General features: G+C 44.8%; 13 protein-coding genes. 4 read left to right on the top strand and 9 right to left on the bottom strand.

The window, feature by feature from the left end; translation table 11 throughout:
• Positions 1–24 precede the first annotated feature (24 nt).
• Both RB622_RS12025 and RB622_RS12020 read left to right on the top strand, forming a co-directional pair.
• On the top strand, positions 25–1,284 hold the full coding sequence (locus RB622_RS12025) for a ribulose-bisphosphate carboxylase large subunit family protein (RefSeq protein WP_308046795.1): 1,260 nt from the start codon (positions 25–27) through the stop codon (positions 1,282–1,284).
• A 3-nt stretch (positions 1,285–1,287) separates the two neighbouring features.
• Entirely contained in the window at positions 1,288–2,679 is a 1,392-nt protein-coding gene (locus RB622_RS12020; protein ID WP_308046794.1) for a four-carbon acid sugar kinase family protein, read from the top strand.
• Positions 2,680–2,684: 5 nt separating this feature from the next.
• On the opposite strand, the gene RB622_RS12015 is transcribed toward RB622_RS12020, so the two are convergent.
• Together RB622_RS12015 and RB622_RS12010 are read right to left on the bottom strand one after the other, a co-directional pair.
• Entirely contained in the window at positions 2,685–2,981 is a 297-nt protein-coding gene (locus RB622_RS12015) for a hypothetical protein (RefSeq protein ID WP_308046793.1), read from the bottom strand.
• 26 nt (positions 2,982–3,007) lie between these two features.
• Positions 3,008–3,391, bottom strand: coding sequence for a YchJ family metal-binding protein (locus RB622_RS12010; RefSeq protein WP_308046792.1), 384 nt, complete (start codon positions 3,389–3,391; stop codon positions 3,008–3,010).
• A gap of 198 nt (positions 3,392–3,589) precedes the next feature.
• Between RB622_RS12010 and RB622_RS12005 the strand changes: the two genes are divergently transcribed.
• Together RB622_RS12005 and RB622_RS12000 are read left to right on the top strand one after the other, a co-directional pair.
• Positions 3,590–3,823, top strand: coding sequence for a DUF433 domain-containing protein (locus RB622_RS12005; protein WP_308046791.1), 234 nt, complete (start codon positions 3,590–3,592; stop codon positions 3,821–3,823).
• Positions 3,820–4,155 carry a DUF5615 family PIN-like protein gene (locus RB622_RS12000; RefSeq protein WP_308046790.1) on the top strand — a complete coding sequence of 112 codons (336 nt, stop codon included), beginning with the start codon at positions 3,820–3,822 and terminating at the stop codon, positions 4,153–4,155. Before RB622_RS12005 ends, RB622_RS12000 begins: the two co-directional genes overlap by 4 nt.
• 141 nt (positions 4,156–4,296) lie before the next feature.
• On the opposite strand, the gene RB622_RS11995 is transcribed toward RB622_RS12000, so the two are convergent.
• From RB622_RS11995 to RB622_RS11965, 7 genes are all read right to left on the bottom strand, one after another.
• A complete protein-coding gene (locus RB622_RS11995) occupies positions 4,297–5,613 on the bottom strand; it encodes a bile acid:sodium symporter family protein (protein WP_308046789.1) in 1,317 nt (438 codons plus the stop codon).
• A 1-nt stretch (position 5,614) separates the two neighbouring features.
• Complete coding sequence (locus RB622_RS11990; protein WP_308046788.1) at positions 5,615–6,283, bottom strand: aspartate/glutamate racemase family protein; 669 nt, start codon at positions 6,281–6,283, stop codon at positions 5,615–5,617.
• A gap of 28 nt (positions 6,284–6,311) precedes the next feature.
• The gene (locus tag RB622_RS11985; RefSeq protein ID WP_308046787.1) at positions 6,312–7,820 is read right to left on the bottom strand and encodes a RagB/SusD family nutrient uptake outer membrane protein; all 1,509 of its coding nucleotides are present in this window, start codon (positions 7,818–7,820) and stop codon (positions 6,312–6,314) included.
• 70 nt (positions 7,821–7,890) lie between these two features.
• A complete protein-coding gene (locus tag RB622_RS11980; protein ID WP_308046786.1) occupies positions 7,891–10,929 on the bottom strand; it encodes a TonB-dependent receptor in 3,039 nt (1,012 codons plus the stop codon).
• Between the two features lie 305 nt (positions 10,930–11,234).
• A complete protein-coding gene (locus RB622_RS11975; protein ID WP_308046785.1) occupies positions 11,235–12,824 on the bottom strand; it encodes a DUF5060 domain-containing protein in 1,590 nt (529 codons plus the stop codon).
• Between the two features lie 5 nt (positions 12,825–12,829).
• A complete protein-coding gene (locus RB622_RS11970) occupies positions 12,830–14,326 on the bottom strand; it encodes a glycerol kinase GlpK (RefSeq protein ID WP_308046784.1) in 1,497 nt (498 codons plus the stop codon).
• Between the two features lie 99 nt (positions 14,327–14,425).
• A complete protein-coding gene (locus RB622_RS11965) occupies positions 14,426–16,741 on the bottom strand; it encodes a glycoside hydrolase family 95 protein (RefSeq protein WP_308046783.1) in 2,316 nt (771 codons plus the stop codon).
• Positions 16,742–16,789 lie beyond the last annotated feature (48 nt).

Genomic DNA, 16,789 nt, shown 5'->3' with positions numbered 1-16,789 from the left:
CATTAATACGCTATATAAATAATAATGGAAAGAATTATCGCAAAATATTATATCGAAACACCTTACGACATTGAAATCGCGACCGCTGTATTGGCGGGCGAGCAATCGTCAGGCACCTTTGTTTCTGTTCCCGGCGAAACGAAAGAATTAAAGGAACGTTTTGCTGCACGCGTAGAATCGGTTCAATACCTGGAAACGGTTTCGGAGCCAGCCATCCCCGGCGCTTTTTCGAAAAACAATCAATATCATCGGGCCAATATTGAAGTTTCCTGGTCTGTGGAAAATTTCGGTTATAATCTACCTACACTCGTTTCAACTTTGCAGGGGAATTTGTACGAGATTACACAGTTTACCGGACTAAAACTGATGGATATTCATTTCCCGGAATCTTACGGAAAACATTTTCTCGGTCCGCGATTCGGTATCGAAGGATGCAGACAACTTACCCGCGTAGAAAACGGCAGGCCTTTAATAGGTACGATTATAAAACCGAGCATCGGGTTATCACCGGATGAAACAGCACAGATTGTACGCCAGCTGGCCGAAGCAGGAATTGATTTCATCAAAGATGACGAACTGATGTCATCAACCGCCAACTCACCCTTTTCCAAACGGGTCGATGCTGTGATGGAAGTCATAAACAACCACGCTGAAAAAACGGGCAAAAAGGTCATGTATGCTTTCAACATCAGCGACGAGACCGATGAAATGTTACGAAAGTATGACAAAGTGGTTTCCGCCGGAGGAACATCCGTCATGATAAGCCTGAACAGCGTTGGCTTATCGGCCTCGAAGAAAATCTGTGATCAGGGAAAACTTGCCATCCACGGACACAGAAACGGCTGGGGCATGCTGAACCGTCATCCGTTATTAGGGATCGAGTTTTCGGCTTATCAGAAATTATGGAGGCTTGCAGGCGTTGATCAACTGCACGTGAACGGCATACAAAACAAGTTCTGGGAATCTGACGACTCCGTGGTCAGATCCATTGAAGCCTGCCTGAAACCCCTGCTGGGTGGATTTTCCGTGCTGCCCGTGGTATCGTCCGGCCAATGGGGCGGACAGACTTTCGAAACTTACCAAAGAACCAAAACGACAGATTTGCTTTACATGGCGGGAGGCGGTATCATGGCGCATCCGGATGGGCCGTCAGGTGGTGTCATCGCATTGCAGCAAGCCTGGGAGGGCGCCGTAAACGGCCTCACACTAGATGAAGCAACGCTGCAATATCCCGAATTCTATAAGTCTGTGGAGAAATTTGGTCAAAACAGTTTTCAAAAGTAGATCATGCCACAGGACAATCAGTTGTTAATTGCCTACTACGGCGATGATTTTACAGGATCTACGGATGTACTTGAAACATTAAGCAAGGCAGGGATTAAAACTGCGCTTTTTATTGAGCCGCCGACATTGGAGCAATTGTCGCGGTATAAAAATATACAGGCGATAGGCATCGCTGGCATGTCGCGCGCCATGAATCCGGAGGAAATGGAGAAGGAATTACGACCGGCATTCACCGCCCTGAAAGAATCCGGGGCGCGACATGTACACTACAAGGTTTGTTCCACATTTGACTCTTCGCCCACGGTGGGCAGTATCGGTCGCGCGATTGATATTGGCTCCGAAATATTCCAGCCGCGTTTTGTCTCGCTGGTGGTAGCCGCCCCTGGTTTGGGCCGTTACAGCGCCTTTGGAAATCTTTTTGCGCGCATGGGTATCGGCAGCCAGGGTGAAATTCACCGTCTCGACCGGCACCCCAGCATGAGCAAACATCCGGTCACTCCTTCGGATGAAAGCGACATTCGTCTTCATCTGGGCAAACAAACCCATAAACAAAGCGGTCTGATTGATATTCTTCAGATTGAACGGGAAATTTCCGAAACAAAACATTTTTTAAAAACAGCGATAACAAACGGTGCCGAAATTGTCTTGTTTGATGCCATTTACCCAAATCAAATGGCAAAAATTGGTGAACTTATCGATGCCTACGGCGATGAAACTTCTCCTCATTTTTCGGCAGGCTCTTCCGGTATCGAACTGGCACTGGGCGACTTCTGGATCAAAAGTGAATTGATCAAACCTCCTGTTTCCTGGCCAACTGCTGGCAGAGCTGCTCCCCTTCTCGTGGTTTCAGGAAGCTGCTCCCCCGTCACTTCCAGCCAGATAACCTGGGCTTTATCACGTGGCTTTGAAGAAGTCTATCTTGATACTGAATCAGTTGCAAAACTCGAAACGGATTACACACTCGAAAATGAAATTCAGCTCACCTGCCAATTACTTAATGAAGGCAAAAGCGTGATCGTCCATACGAGCAAGGGCACAAATGATCCGCGTTTTCCAAAAACGAATGATATTCTGACAAAAAAAGGACTTAATAAATCTGAAATACAGTCGCTTACTTCCAGACTGTATGGCACTGCGCTTGGGAAAATTGCCCGTTCAGCTGCCGCGCAGGCTTCCGTAAAAAGACTTGTTATTGCCGGTGGCGACACATCGAGTATTGTCGCCAGAACGATTGGTATTGAAGCTGTGGAAATGATTACACCCATTTCTCCCGGCGCGCCTTTATGCCGCGCTTTCGCTCCCGGATCACCCGTTGATGGCCTTGAAGTTGTTTTCAAAGGCGGGCAGGTTGGTGGCGAGGGTTATTTCGGCGTGGTTTTACGCGGAGTATTATAACCAAGTTACTCCTTTGTTTCGCTTGCTTTCATGATCGCCTGGATCAGAAATTCGCACTCCGCTTCTTTTTGATCCAGCTGTTCCTGCACTTCATTAATTTTCTCCTGCCATTCCTTATCCTTCTTCGCCAGCTCTTCCTCTCTGCCTTTCTGGGCCTCCCTCATAACATAAAGAGACAACAGGAACATACCAGCAATCAGAAACTTAGAGAAATTATCGTACGACAATGTTGCCACCATATAGGTCAATACAAACGTAATGAACCCGACCATAAACCTGGCAATCGCAAATTGTTTAAACATTATCCGTTGTTTTAATGAATTTCAATTCAAATATCTTCATTAAAAACGCCATCTACATAGTACCAGCTATCATTTTCAAAAACAAAGGCTGATTTTTCATGATGCACCTGCTTTTTCCCAGACCGATCCCTGAAATAAGCCTTGAATTCCACCGAAAAAGTCGAAGCATTGACGATTTCGAGTTTTTGCCAACTATTGGTTTTTGCCCAGTTTTCAATATCCTTTTTATCAAGCCCTGCCCTTTTTGAATGATGCGTGGTATCAACCAGATAATCCACAGCCGCCATAACATAGGCACTATAACGCGAACGCATCAGCTTTTCAGCAGAAGTGGCTTTGACAGTTCCTTTAATAACCGGACCGCAACACCGCGAGTACGGCTGATCGGATCCACAAAAACAGGTTTTCATATATAATTTAACACAACAGTCGGCGAATAACCGTTTATCGTTTCAAGCCGGAGTTTCGGTTTATTATCTTGCTTTTCGGGTGGTGAAGATATTGATATTTTTGAGAAGTCTTGAATCCGCAATAACAAACATACGGCTCAACCCCTTCTAAAATCTACAATTGAAATTTCGTATATTTGATAAATCAATCCCCAAGCTATGAAAAACTGGCAAAACAGAATTACAATTAATCCGGAAATACGATTTGGGAAACCATGCATAAATGGGACACGGATAACCGTATGGGATATATTGGGCTGGCTTGCCAGTGAGATGAGTTATGAACAAATTATTGAAGATTTTCCTGACTTAACAAAAGATGATATTTTGGCTGCGCTATCATTTGCAGCTAATAGAGAGGAAAATACCCGAATCTTAATTACTTCGGCATGAAGTTTTTGTTTGATGAGAATATCTCGTACCGAATTGTTAAAAAGCTATCTGAGATAATCCCCAACTGCCTTCATGTAAGCCAGACTGGATTACATAAACCCGCATCCGATCGTCAAATCTGGCGTTATGCACAAAAGTACGACTTTACAATTGTCACATTTGATGAAGATTTTCAGGACCTTGTTAATCTTAATGGGTTCCCTCCAAAAGTAATTCTTCTCAGAACCGGCAATTCTTATACCCAATTTATTTCTGAAATTATTTTAAACAAACAAAAGGAGATATTACAATTTTACCAGTCCGACGTCCATGGACTTCTGGAAATCTTCTAGTCATACTAAAAGCCAAGATCGATCTGGTACCTCAAAAATTTGCCGACCGCATTATCGTCTATCGTGCACAAAAAGACCTAAAGTATGTCACGAAGTAGCGAAAACGACCTCTTTCGCTATCCACAACACCTAATATCCTCGCTACTCCCCATAAACCTTCTCTCCTTCCACCACTTTTTTGCCAGCCTGAATTTTTTCTTCTCTCCTCCGCCAGTAGTTTGCCAGAATTGAGCCGGAAATATTCATCCAGGGGCTAAAAACGGCAGCAGCAAGTCCCACGGTTCCGAGTTTGCCCATCGTACCAGCCAACCCCGAAGCCATACCTCCATTTTGCAGCCCGACTTCAAAAGCCATGGTACGTGCAGAAGGCTTATCCAACCCCAGCAAGCGACTTAACCAGTACCCGAAAAAGTAACCGGCTGAATTGTGAATAACCGAAACAAAAAACAGTAAAAAACCAACCTGCATCAGGTTGTCTCTCCCGGCCGCTGTGGTAACCGTGGTGAAATAAACAATCCCGAACATCGAAATGTATGGCATATACCGGTCCAGGTTTACCACAACTTTTGTCAGCAAATGATAAACCAAACCAACCAAAACAGCACCGGCGAAAAATGACAATACCTCTATCGATTGCAACAAAGGTTCCGAAAAATTCACTTTAAAAATACTCCAAATTCCCAGCGGTAAACTGGCCAGAAAAACCAGACATACCGAGGCAATCAGATACAAATTCCGCTTTCCAGTGGCCGAGCCCGTTTTGAGATAATCATGAATTAAAGCCGCTCCGATGGGCACAATCACAATTTTGATAATCTCCATCATCATATCCAGAAAGCGGATATGAATCAGCGTCCCAGCCAACATTTTCATCAAAAAAGGCGTAAGAAACGGTGCTGCAAGTGTAGTCATCGCGGTTACAGCCACGGATAAAACCAGATTCGCCCTGGCGATGTAGACCATCACATTGGAAGCCAGTCCACTTGAACAGGAGCCAAGCAAAATGATTCCTGCGGCGATTTCGGGCTCAAAATGGAAAATTTTCGTCAGTAAAAACCCGACAATGGGCATGATCGTAAAGTGGCTGCATAAACCAATCAAAACGCCCTTACCGGAGGTTGCGAGCTCAGAAAAATCACGAAGGCTCATCTGGATCCCCATACCAAACATAACCAGCTGCACCACGATTAGTATCAGCCACTTATTCCGCAAATCAAAATCACCCCAATGCAAAAATGCACCGGGATAACACATACCAGCGACGACAGCCGCAATGATCCAGGCCGTGTATTGGTACCCACTCAGCATCGGAATTGCTCCGATCCCAATCGCAAAAGCAATGGCAAGTATTACCACCGACGCACTGACAACCGGCGGCCAACCGGCCAAAAGCGCACCAACGAGTGACAACACACACAAAACACTTACCCCGAGACAGAACTTTCTAAATACAACCATATCAATTGTTTTTCAGTAACGAAGCAAGATGTTGGATCGCGTGCGGCGGGCTGGCGATGATCGGTACGCGTTTATCTTCCTCGCTTAAGGTGTCCACTACCCGAGCCATGGAAGCCTGAGCCAGAAGAATCACATCGACTTTCAGAGACAATTCCTTCAACGCAGTGCCAACCATTTCATCGTGCAGGGCCGCATTACCGCTCATCAAAGCTTCAAAAGCACCTTCACACAATTTGCTCGTCAGTTCAATTTCCTTGCCGGCGTGCCTGGCTCTCCGTCGGACCAGATCGCTTGTCGGTTCCAGAGTAGTAGGCAACGTGGCCACCACACCAATGCGCTTTCCTGTCGTAACTGCCAGATCAGCCATGGCCTGATCCACACGGATAACCGGGACCGAAGTCAGTAAATCGGCCGTTTCCACAGCCCTGCCGATCGAAGAGCAGGTGACGAGGATATAATCAGCGCCTGCCGACTCGGCTGATGTTATGTGATCCACCACCCTTTTGGCCGTATTGGCCGTCATTTCTCCCCGGGCAATCACATCCTTGATCAGACTGTCGTCCACGATGTTGAAGGTATTAACACCCGGCAAAAACTCATTGCATAACTGCTGAAATATCGGCACCAGTGTAGCCGAAGTATGGACAAGTCCCAACGTAATATTTTTCATCCCAGATACTATTTTTAATTCTTAATTCTTAATATCCCGGATTTTGCTTCAATTTCGGATTCACCTGAATCTCATTGAATGGCAAAGGGAAAAGCAGCCGGTTTTCCGTAACATTGTAAGTCTGCGGAATCAAATTGGGGTATTTCCCACTGGCTTTTAACGCGGAACCGTAGGCCGACATCACGGCAATCGCCTGTCCATTGCGAACCAGATCCAGCCACCTTTTATTTTCAAATGCCAGTTCAATCCTTCTCTCTTTTGCAATAACCGTTTTTAACGCCGCCTGATTTGTTTCTTTGATTTGAGAAACACCAGCGCCAAATGCACGGTCGCGAACCTGGTTCAGATAAGTCAGCGCACCTGCCTTACCCTGCTCATTTAAAGCCTCGGCCAATAATAACAAAACCTCAGAATAGCGATACACCGGCCAATTGTCATTGGCATTGGGCGAAGATCCATTCGGAGTTGGCAAAGGCAGATTAAAGTATTTTTTGATAAAAGGCTGCTGCACAAAAGTCCCGCCGCTGGTATAACCGTCCAATACCGAAGCCGCCTTTCTTTTATCTCCTGTCTCATAACTTTTTATGAGATCATCCGAAGGAATATTCCATCCGCCAATACTCTGATTGTTAAACTGAAAACCAACCAGCGGATTGATATTCGTCAGATTGGGCATAAATGTGTACGTAAAAGCGCTTTGCAGCCCCAAATTCCCCTGTAAATACTGCACTTCAAACACCGACTCCGCATGGTTTTTATTGGCAGGATTAAAAACAGCCGCATAGTCAGGCAGCAGCGAATATTGAGAGGAATTAACAACCTCCGTCAGCACTGTTTCGGCCTGTGGCCATTGTTTTAACACCACATATACATTTCCCAGCAAAGTTTTGGCAGCTCCGGAAGTCGCTCGGCCCTTTTCCTGATCGGTTTTCGACGGCAATAAAGTTGCAGCTTCCTGCGCATCTTTTACAATCTGCGCATACACCTCAGCCTTTGCGGTACGTGGTAATGTTGAAGCTACGTTTAGGATTTCATCTGCGGTCCCCGATATCGGCGCCACCACCAACGGCACATCGCTAAAATATTGTACCAGGTCGAAATAAGCCAGGGCACGTAAGAAAAGGACCTGGCCTTTCAGGTTTTTCTTCACGGTTTCTGATAATGTCGCTGCATCAATCCGGCTGATCACCTCATTGGCATAAGCAATAATTTTATAATTTCCCGCCCACTTGGTTGCCACCGGAGCGGCAGTGGGATTGTCGATAAAATCAGCTATTTCTTCACGAACGAGATTTCCCCGGTTTGAGCTATTGAAAATATAATGCGCATTATCGGACCGCATTTCGCCCATGATATAGGCTTCGTTGTAAACGATTCGCAGCGCAGAATAGGACGCATTTACAGCCTGTACAAAATCGGCCTCTGTTTTGAAAAAATTATCAGAACTTATAAAATTCTGGGGAGCTATATCGATGTAGTTCTTGCATGCCCCCAGGGAGCCAAGCAGAAAAACGGTGAACATCATTTTCAGTTTCATATCAGTATATTTTAAAACACCTGCATATCAATTAGGGCAATCGTAAAGGAAACCGGAACATCCGTTCTCATTAAAATCCGACATTAAAACCAAATGTAAATGTGCGGGGAACGGGATATGCGCCTACATCAAGACCTTGTGACAGCGGATTTTCCCCTCCGCTGTTCACTTCCGGATTTGAGCCTTTGTATCTGGTAAAAACAAAGGCCTGCTGGATGCTTGCATAAAGCCTCAGACTTTTAACATTTTTGATCGTGTTGACTGGAAAAGTATAACCAAAAGCAATGTTTTTTATCGTCAGGTAACTTCCGCTGGTCACCCACAATGAATTGGAATTCCTGAAAAGTCCGGTTGTGCCTGCCAGTGTTCTCGGATGAATTCCATCTCCTGGATCCTGCTCCGACCTCCACCGGCCTGCAACGGATTTCGCGACATTAAAAACACCGTCCAGGTTGTTTGTATATTCAAGAGCGGTGTTCATAATGTCATTTCCAACAGATCCCGCAGCGACAATATTCAGGTCAAAATTACGGTAGACAAAATTGTTGCTGATACCGAAAATGAAATCAGGATTAGGATTTCCAATGATTGCGCGGTCGTCCACCGTAATCACACCGTCGTTATTGACATCCTTCATTTTGACCGTACCAACGTTTGAAGTCTGGAATTTTGGAGAATTATTGTAATCCTCCTGGTTCATGTAAACACCATTATTAACATATCCCCACAACATGCCAATAGGCTGTCCGACCATCGTAATATTCCTGTTTGTACCTCCCCCCAGAAATGCGTTGGCCGTTCCAAGCTTTTCAACCCGGTTTTTAAGAAATGAAATATTGAAGTCGGTATTCCATTTCAGGCCTTTATTCAGATTTTTGCTGCTAATTGTAACCTCATGCCCCCAAAATTTGAAGGTTCCGATATTGGTTTGAAAATTGGAAAAACCCGTATAAGTCGGTACCTGCACGTTAAACAAGAGTCCATCTGTTTTTTTGGTATAATAATCATAGGCAAAAGAAAGGCGGTTATTGAACAAACCAAGATCAACACCAAAGTCAAACTGATGCGTAATTTCCCAACCCAATGTACTGTTTGACAAAGTGGTAACGTTATTCCCAGCGGCCAGCTTCCCATCAAAAACATAGTTATTCGTACCATTGCTTCCAGTCGCTCCGACATTGGCATAATAGGTGTAATTTCCGATGTTGTTGTTCCCGGTCACCCCATAACTTGAACGCATTTTAAGCAGCGAAACCGGCCTGACATTGGCCATAAAACTTTCATCCGAAATAACCCAGCCCGCCGATACCGAGGGAAAACTCCCCCACTTGTTATCCTTGCCAAACCGGGACGAACCATCACGCCGGATGGAGGCAGAAAGCAGGTATTTTCCTTTAAAATTATAGTTAACCCTGGCCAGATAAGACAATAAACTCCATTCCTGAATTTCACTCGTTGGCGTGAAAGCCGTAGCCGCGCTCAGCGTTCTTACCTTGTCATTTGGAAAATTGGTCGCTAAAACATTGTTCATATCGCTACGAAATTTCTGCGCCGTAAAACCAGCCGTTACGTCCAGATGATGATCGGCAAAATCCTTTTCATAGGTCGCTATGTTTTCAGAAAGCCAGGTCAGGAATTGCGTGTTTGTCTGTGTCAGATCCCCAGATGCTCTTGACATCGCCACATTCACATTTCCGGAAGTGGACGGCACAAAGTTATTAAAGCGTACCTGTCCATATTCTGCATTCAGTGAGGTCTTTAACGTCAAACCGGCAACGGGAATGTATTCCAGAAAAGCCGTTGAAAGCACACGCGTGTTGTTGTCGGTCGCATCCGCTTCCCTGGCAACGCGATACCAATTGGGCGTCTGGAGCATACCCGGCGACACAGCGGTAACCGGTAAACTGCCGTCCGGGTTAACGGCAGGAGCAATCGGAGACGAAAGAAGCGCACTGGTGATCAAACCACTTGTAGAAGAAAAGGGTCCGCCATCGGTTGGCCGGCCTGTAAAGATGGAGACAGACGGAGCAACGTTAATACCTATACGTACCTTCTTATTAAACCTGTAATAACTGTTCAGACGAACTGAAAATCTTTTAAATTTCGTATTGATGATCACGCCGTCCTGCTGAAAATACCCCAGCACTGCGTTTGTTGTAAATTTCTCTCCTCCCGTCCCGATCGAAACACTGTAATTCTGGATCGGCGCAGTGCGTGTAATGAGTTTGTACCAATCCGTCCCCTTGCCATACTGGGCCGGATTTTGATACTCAATTGGAACGGTTCTCTTATTTTCTTCATTCAGGTCTTTCATAAACTGAGCAAATTCAGAAGCATCCATCATATCAGGAATTCCCCGTGACGGCAATTGCTGAACACCATAATAAGCATTCAAAGCGATTCTTGTTTCGCCGTTTTTTGCGCGTTTTGTCGTGATCATAACCACACCGTTACTGGCACGTGACCCATATAAAGAAGTGGACGCTGCGTCTTTCAACACACTGATACTTTCTATTTCGTCGGGGTTCAAAGTACTGATATCACCGGTAATCGGAAATCCATCCACGACATAAAGTGGCTGATTTCCAGCAGATACAGACGCCTGTCCACGTATCCGAACCGACATTCCGCCACCCGGACGACCAGTCGTTTGCAGGATTTGTACACCCGCCAAACGCCCCTGTAATTTCTGAGAAAGCTGTGGCACCGGCACATCGGCCAGCTCGGCAACTTTTACGGTTTGTACCGCGCCAGTCACATTGCGCTGCGATTGCGTTCCGTAACCTACTACCACAACTTCATCCAGTGATTTATTTTCAAATGCAAGGCTCACCGAAACATCTGTTTTATTTCCAGCGGCTATTTCCTGAGGCTGATAACCTACATAACTAAAAACCAAAACTGTATTCGCATCCGATACTTCCAGCTGGTAAATCCCTTCTGCATTGGTGATCGTCCCTTTCTGGGTTCCTTTAATCACGACACTCACACCTGGCAGCGGCTGGTTGTCATTTGCGCCTGTAACATTTCCCTTTATTATCCTGAATTGCGCCTGCACATCCGGCATGACCCAAAATAATATCAATAGCATACATAGATACTGTTTCATAAGTAATCGGGTTTCATAACAAGGAGAAGAATGTTGTATTACTTTCGATTATATTCTTATTTTTTCGAAATTTAGTTTCATTTTTTCTATTATCAAATTATTTTCATTAAAAAGTAACTAAATAACTTAAAAAGTTAAAATAATGATCAAAATAGAAAATATTAGAAATATAAAATTCAAAAAACAAACAGATAAAAATTAAATAACTAAAAAAGCCAGACATTGTCTGGCTTTTTTAGTTTGCATTGATTGCAAATCAGTATAAATATACTTTCGCGTTTATAACCTACAATAGTCCGCTTGCCTCACTCCTCAACAATACGCAAAGCAAGATAAGGTTTCATCGGCAATCTGATTTTCTTTCTGCTTTTATCATAAATTCTGTACTCCGCAGGCTCAGCAATTTCGAAAGTGTCAGGCAACCTCGTAACCGTCATATCCCAGGTATCGATCACCTCTACTCTGAACTTCTTGTTCGCAGCGGGACCTCCTTTTTTTGGGAGACTAAATTCCCACTCCGACTGCATTTCTTTACCGAAATAAACCAGATAATAACCCTTGCCGGCTGTTGCGGTCTTATGATCTTTCCAAGGATCGGCAAGCTCCCAGGGCCCTGGCGCTTCTTCCAGAATGTTTCGCAAAAAGCCTATGCGCTGTGGACTGCTGCCGATTAACCGTCCGCCTTTCGCCCAAAAAATGGTATCACCATCATTCTTATACGTTTCTCCGTGGGTCACATAAGTCCCAGCAATAGCACCCTGCCAAAACGCGTCCGTCATTTCTTTCCCACTCAAATGGCCCCAGCGCTGCGGCAGATCCCCTTCATAACAGACCTCATCGTAAATCATAGGCCGAAAGAATACATCGCGAAGCAAAGTGGCCCGCCCAAAATCCTCTACCGTAGAACCGTTTTGAATACTGACATGCGTGAACTCCGGTTTCCAGTTGTCATAATAAACACTGCCATTGTGAATCGAACACAGATGCTTATAAGGATCAGCACCGACCACCGCTTTCGTGTAGATATCCCAAACATCACGCGGTTTGGTTTTGATATAATCGAACTCATTGGCCATCGACCACCAGACATTCCTAAACGATGAAAGTCTGGCTGTCAGATATTTGATATACCTCAAATCATTTTCTTTCCCCAAACTGTCAAAACCCCAATGTCCTTTGTCATAAGGATGAAAAATAATAATATCCGCCTCAATACCAAGGTCTTTCAGGTCGTCGATCCGTTTCTCCAAATGCTGAAAAAACACCGGATCGAATCTGGAAAGATCCCAGACAAATTTTGTTTTTTCGTTCTTATCCTTCGTTTCGTCTTTTTTAACAAAAGGGTAAAACTCAGGTTCATTCTCAACATTGGAATAATATTTTGGAAAAACACACATACGAACCTTGTTAAAAGGAGCCTTTTCCAGCGTTTTCAAAGTTATTTCCTCCAACGCCTGCGGTTGATGCGTCCAGGCGTAAAGCGTAGTACCAAAAGGATAGTAACGTTTTCCATCCGCATACTTAAAATGATATGTATCAGCAACTTTTACGGGGCCGCGATTTTTCCCGGTCGCTGCTACACAGATGAATTCACCGGTTTTCGCATTCAGGTTTTTCGAATTACTGATTGTTTTATATCTCCATACACCTGTTTTTTGAGGCATAAACCGGATTTTATACTTCCCGTTGCCATCATAAAAACCAGTGACTGCAACCTTCTCATTCCCGCTTACAAATTCGGCCGACAACTTAACGTCATCAAAGGGATTACCCGTCTGGGGGCCCGTCAAAGTTACCTCAAACCGATCCCAACATTCGACTTTTTCAGGCTCAGTTGCCAGACAAGGGGATAAAACGGATACAAAAAGTATCAAAAACAAATGGACTAGTTTCATTAAAATTAAAGTTTAGCGGCAATTGCATCCTGCCATCCCTGATATCCTTTTTTCACTTTATCGTTATTCTGATCCGACTGAACAACAATGATCTTATCCCTGTTCAACTTTTTCAGATGATCAATATTTTCAAAAATTCCAGTCTGTAAACCGGCCAGATAGGCAGCACCTAATCCGGAAATTTCAGGTAAACCTAAATTCACCACAGGTATTCCCAGCAAATCAGCCAACAACTGAACGACAAAACGGTTCGAAGTCAACCCTCCGTCTATCATCAGACCTTCCAGCAAAACACCCGTATCCGACTCCATCGCGCTTATCACATCCTTGATTTGATAAGGAATCGATTCCAATGCGGCTCTCACCACGTGGTTTTTATCACAATCAAAAGTCAGGCCAACAATCGAAGCTTTCCTGTTCATATCCCAATGCGGCGCCCCTAAACCACTAAAAGCCGGTATAACATATACGCCGTTGCTGTCCGGCACGGCCTGAGCCATCCCCTCAGTTTCGGAAATATCCTGAAAGAGATTGAGTCTTTTTTTCATCCACTCCATTGTCGCTCCGCAAGTCACGACAACCCCTTCCAGGGCATATTCAACATGGGTTTCACTGCTCCATCCAATGGTGGTAACCATCCCGTGACCAGAGGTTTTTGACTCAGTTCCGATGTTCATCAGAATTGAAGATCCGGTCCCCATCGTCGCTTTGGCAATACCGGAAGAGAAACAACCTTCACCAAAAGCAGCGGCATGCGAATCGCCAATCATCGCTGTAATGGCTAATGGTTTTTCAACCAATCCGTCAAAAGAAGTTTCGCCGAAATAGCTGGATGATGGCTGAATTTGAGGTAAATTAAGACCCGACAACCCAAACTTACCCATCAGTTCCTGATCCCAGTCCAGCGTTTTTAGATTAAAAAATAGCGTACGTGAGGCGTTGGTATGATCTGTCAGATAAGATTTACCGCCCGTCAGTTTATATAGCAGCCAGGTATCAACAGTCCCGAAGTAAGCCTGACCGGCAAGAATTTTCTTTCTTATTTCATTTTTGTTCTCACTAAGCCACATAACCTTGCTTCCAGAGAAGTAAGGATCTGCCAGCAAACCAGTCCTTTCCCTAACCATGCTTTCCAGGCCGTGATTTCTCAGCCGGTCACATATTGCAGTAGAGCGTTTGCATTGCCAAACCACTGCATCATGAAGCGGATTGCCATTTTCATCCCAAAGCACAAATGTTTCCCGCTGGTTGGTAATCCCGCAGGTTTTGATGTCTGCAATAAGCCCGCCTTTAAGCTTAAAATCGTCAAGACATTTACCAACCGAAATCAGGACGTTTTCATAAATATCGTCAGGATTCTGCTCGACTAAGCCGCCATCCAGATAAACCGTCTTCAGCGGCTCGCTTCCCCGCGCGACTGCGATACCCTTCTCGTCGAATAAAAGCGTTTTGGTACTGCTTGTACCCTGATCGATAGCTAAAACAAAAGACCCTCTCATCATTGAGTAAATCAGAAAAAATGGCAATAAATGTGAATTTTATCTTATCAAAACAAAGTAAAGAAAAACAATCGAAAGAAAAGATAAAATTCACATTAAATATTACAACAATTTCAGGTCTGCATTCAAATGATAGGTTTTTCCTTTCACGGTAGAGAAGGTCAGGGTTTTCTCCCCGTAACGTACCGTGCATTTATTTCCGGCTTTGGAAAGAATTTTCACGGACTGTAATTTACCGTTTTTCCAGTCCAAGCTCAGCTCGAACGCGCCCCGCGCAATCAAACCCGATATTTTCCCGTCGGGTAAGGCGGATGGAAGTGCCGGCAGTAAATTCACTTCATCCAGATGACTTTGTACAAGACACTCCAAAATACCGGCAGCTCCGCCAAAATTCCCGTCAATCTGGAATGGCGGATGTGCGTCAAAGAGATTGGGATAAGAACCGCCGCCGCCTTTTTTTACGGATGCATCCATAATGGGGTTAAACAATTTACGGATCATCGTGTAAGCATGTTCCCCGTCCAGAAAACGCGCCCAGTAATTGATTTTCCAGGCCAGGCTCCATCCCGTGCCATCATCACCGCGAAATTCCAGCGATTTTTTGGCGGCTTTTAATAAGTCAGGTGTAGCACCGGGCGTAATTTCTTCTCCGGGATACACACCCCAAAGATGCGAAACATGGCGGTGATGGCTTGTCGTATCATCTATGTCGGTCATCCACTCCTGCAATTGTCCGGCTTTTCCAATCTGATTTGGAGCCATTTGCGGAATGATCGTTTTCAATTTTGCAGCAAAAGCCTGATCTGTTTTTAAAATTTCGGACGTGGCGATACAGGCACGGAATAAACCGCGGATAATCTGATGGTCCATCGTCGGCCCGGCAACCAGACCACCATTTTCAGGAGAATTTGAAGGCGAGCTGATCAGAAAGCCACTTTTAGGATCCTTTACCAAAAAGTTAACAAAAAACTCCGCGGCGCCTTTCATCAACGGATAAGCTGTTTTTTCTAAAAATTCTTTATCCTGCGTAAAACGGTAATGCTCCCACAAATGCAGACTTAACCAGGCCCCGCCCGTAACCCAGATTCCGTGATTCGCTGCATTGATTGGCGCAGCACCCCGCCAGATGTCCGTATTGTGGTGCACAAGCCATCCTTCCGCATTGTAATGCTCCCGCGCGACCTCTTTGCCTGTTTCCGACAGGTCCTTAATCATACTAAAAAGCGGTTGATGCAACTCACTAAGATTTGTCATTTCCACCGGCCAATAATTCATTTCTGTATTGATATTAACGGTGTATTTACTATCCCAGGCGGGGTTCAGCTTGTCGTTCCATTTCCCCTGCAAATTTGCCGGATGTGTACCCGGACGGCTGCTTGTAATGAGCAAATAGCGCGCATACTGCACGTAAAGAGCAAGAAAAGCAGGATCGTCGGGTGTATCCTTAAATTTCAAAAGCCGCTCATCGGTAGGTAGTTCCGAATTATTTTTTGACGGCAAATCGAGGTTAAATCTGGAATATAGTTTTTGATAATCCGCGATATGGTCCCTTTTTGCCTGCTCATAACCCGGAGCATTTTTCAAAACCACCGCTGTTTTTTCTGCCGGTTTACCGGTGATCGTTTTATAATCAATATAATTCGTGGCCGCAGAAAGCACCAGTGTGGCGGTCGTTGCGTTCTGAACGGAGATTTTACCACCTACCTGGCTGACCTTGCCATCCGTGATCACTTTCACTTTGGCCACACCTTCCAGCACGCCCTTGTCCACTTTCACATGTAAAGTCAGTTCGTTTCCATTACTGCTCATTTTTTTGCTCGCATGAATAGAATTCATGCTCAAATCAAAATTAAGCGTCCCGGACTTATCACTGCTCAGTTTCACATAAACGGCTTTTGCCGGAAAACTGGCAAAAACTTCCCGTTTAAATGCTACACCTTCGGTTTTATAACTTACCCGCGCTATGCCTTCCTTTAAATCAAGCTCCCGCTTATAGTCTGTAAATTTTTCATGCCCCGGAAAATCAATCAGCAGATCGCCAAATGCCTGATAAGCCATTTGACGCATCGGATTCCCCATAAATTCCTTAGTGGCCAACTCGTCGGCTTCCTTTTGTTTTCCGTCGTTTAAGAGCGTACGGATCTCTCCCAGATATTTACTGGCACCTTTGTGGGCATAGCTCCTCGGCTCACCCGTCCAAAGCGTTTCTTCATTAAACTGGATCTGCTCCTGGCTAACACCGCCATAAACCATGGCAGCCAGTTTTCCATTGCCAACGGGCAGAGCGTCTTCCCACTGCCTGGACGGCTGTTTATACCAAAGTTTGAGATTTTGCTGACTGTAAGAAAGCGATGAAATCAGCAGAAAAATCGCTGCAAAATTACTCAGGCGCAAAAAATTTGAATTGTTAAATAACATTGACAGATTATTAAATGTATATGGTTCAGGGAATTATTTTTTGTTGAA

The organism is Dyadobacter sp. LHD-138 (assembly GCF_030929615.1).
Lineage (GTDB): Bacteria > Bacteroidota > Bacteroidia > Cytophagales > Spirosomataceae > Dyadobacter.
This window is presented reverse-complemented; position numbering and strand designations above follow the sequence as displayed.

Bases quoted from the DNA above. Each gene is read 5' to 3' on its own strand.
- RB622_RS12025 (WP_308046795.1), top strand. From the start codon at position 25: ATGGAAAGAATTATCGCAAAATATTATATCGAAACACCTTACGACATT.
- RB622_RS11985 (WP_308046787.1), bottom strand. From the start codon at position 7,820: ATGAAACTGAAAATGATGTTCACCGTTTTTCTGCTTGGCTCCCTGGGG.
- RB622_RS11990 (WP_308046788.1), bottom strand. From the start codon at position 6,283: ATGAAAAATATTACGTTGGGACTTGTCCATACTTCGGCTACACTGGTG.
- RB622_RS12000 (WP_308046790.1), top strand. From the start codon at position 3,820: ATGAAGTTTTTGTTTGATGAGAATATCTCGTACCGAATTGTTAAAAAG.
- RB622_RS12010 (WP_308046792.1), bottom strand. From the start codon at position 3,391: ATGAAAACCTGTTTTTGTGGATCCGATCAGCCGTACTCGCGGTGTTGC.
- RB622_RS12005 (WP_308046791.1), top strand. From the start codon at position 3,590: ATGAAAAACTGGCAAAACAGAATTACAATTAATCCGGAAATACGATTT.
- RB622_RS11995 (WP_308046789.1), bottom strand. From the start codon at position 5,613: ATGGTTGTATTTAGAAAGTTCTGTCTCGGGGTAAGTGTTTTGTGTGTG.
- RB622_RS11980 (WP_308046786.1), bottom strand. From the start codon at position 10,929: ATGAAACAGTATCTATGTATGCTATTGATATTATTTTGGGTCATGCCG.
- RB622_RS11975 (WP_308046785.1), bottom strand. From the start codon at position 12,824: ATGAAACTAGTCCATTTGTTTTTGATACTTTTTGTATCCGTTTTATCC.
- RB622_RS11965 (WP_308046783.1), bottom strand. From the start codon at position 16,741: ATGTTATTTAACAATTCAAATTTTTTGCGCCTGAGTAATTTTGCAGCG.
- RB622_RS12015 (WP_308046793.1), bottom strand. From the start codon at position 2,981: ATGTTTAAACAATTTGCGATTGCCAGGTTTATGGTCGGGTTCATTACG.
- RB622_RS11970 (WP_308046784.1), bottom strand. From the start codon at position 14,326: ATGATGAGAGGGTCTTTTGTTTTAGCTATCGATCAGGGTACAAGCAGT.
- RB622_RS12020 (WP_308046794.1), top strand. From the start codon at position 1,288: ATGCCACAGGACAATCAGTTGTTAATTGCCTACTACGGCGATGATTTT.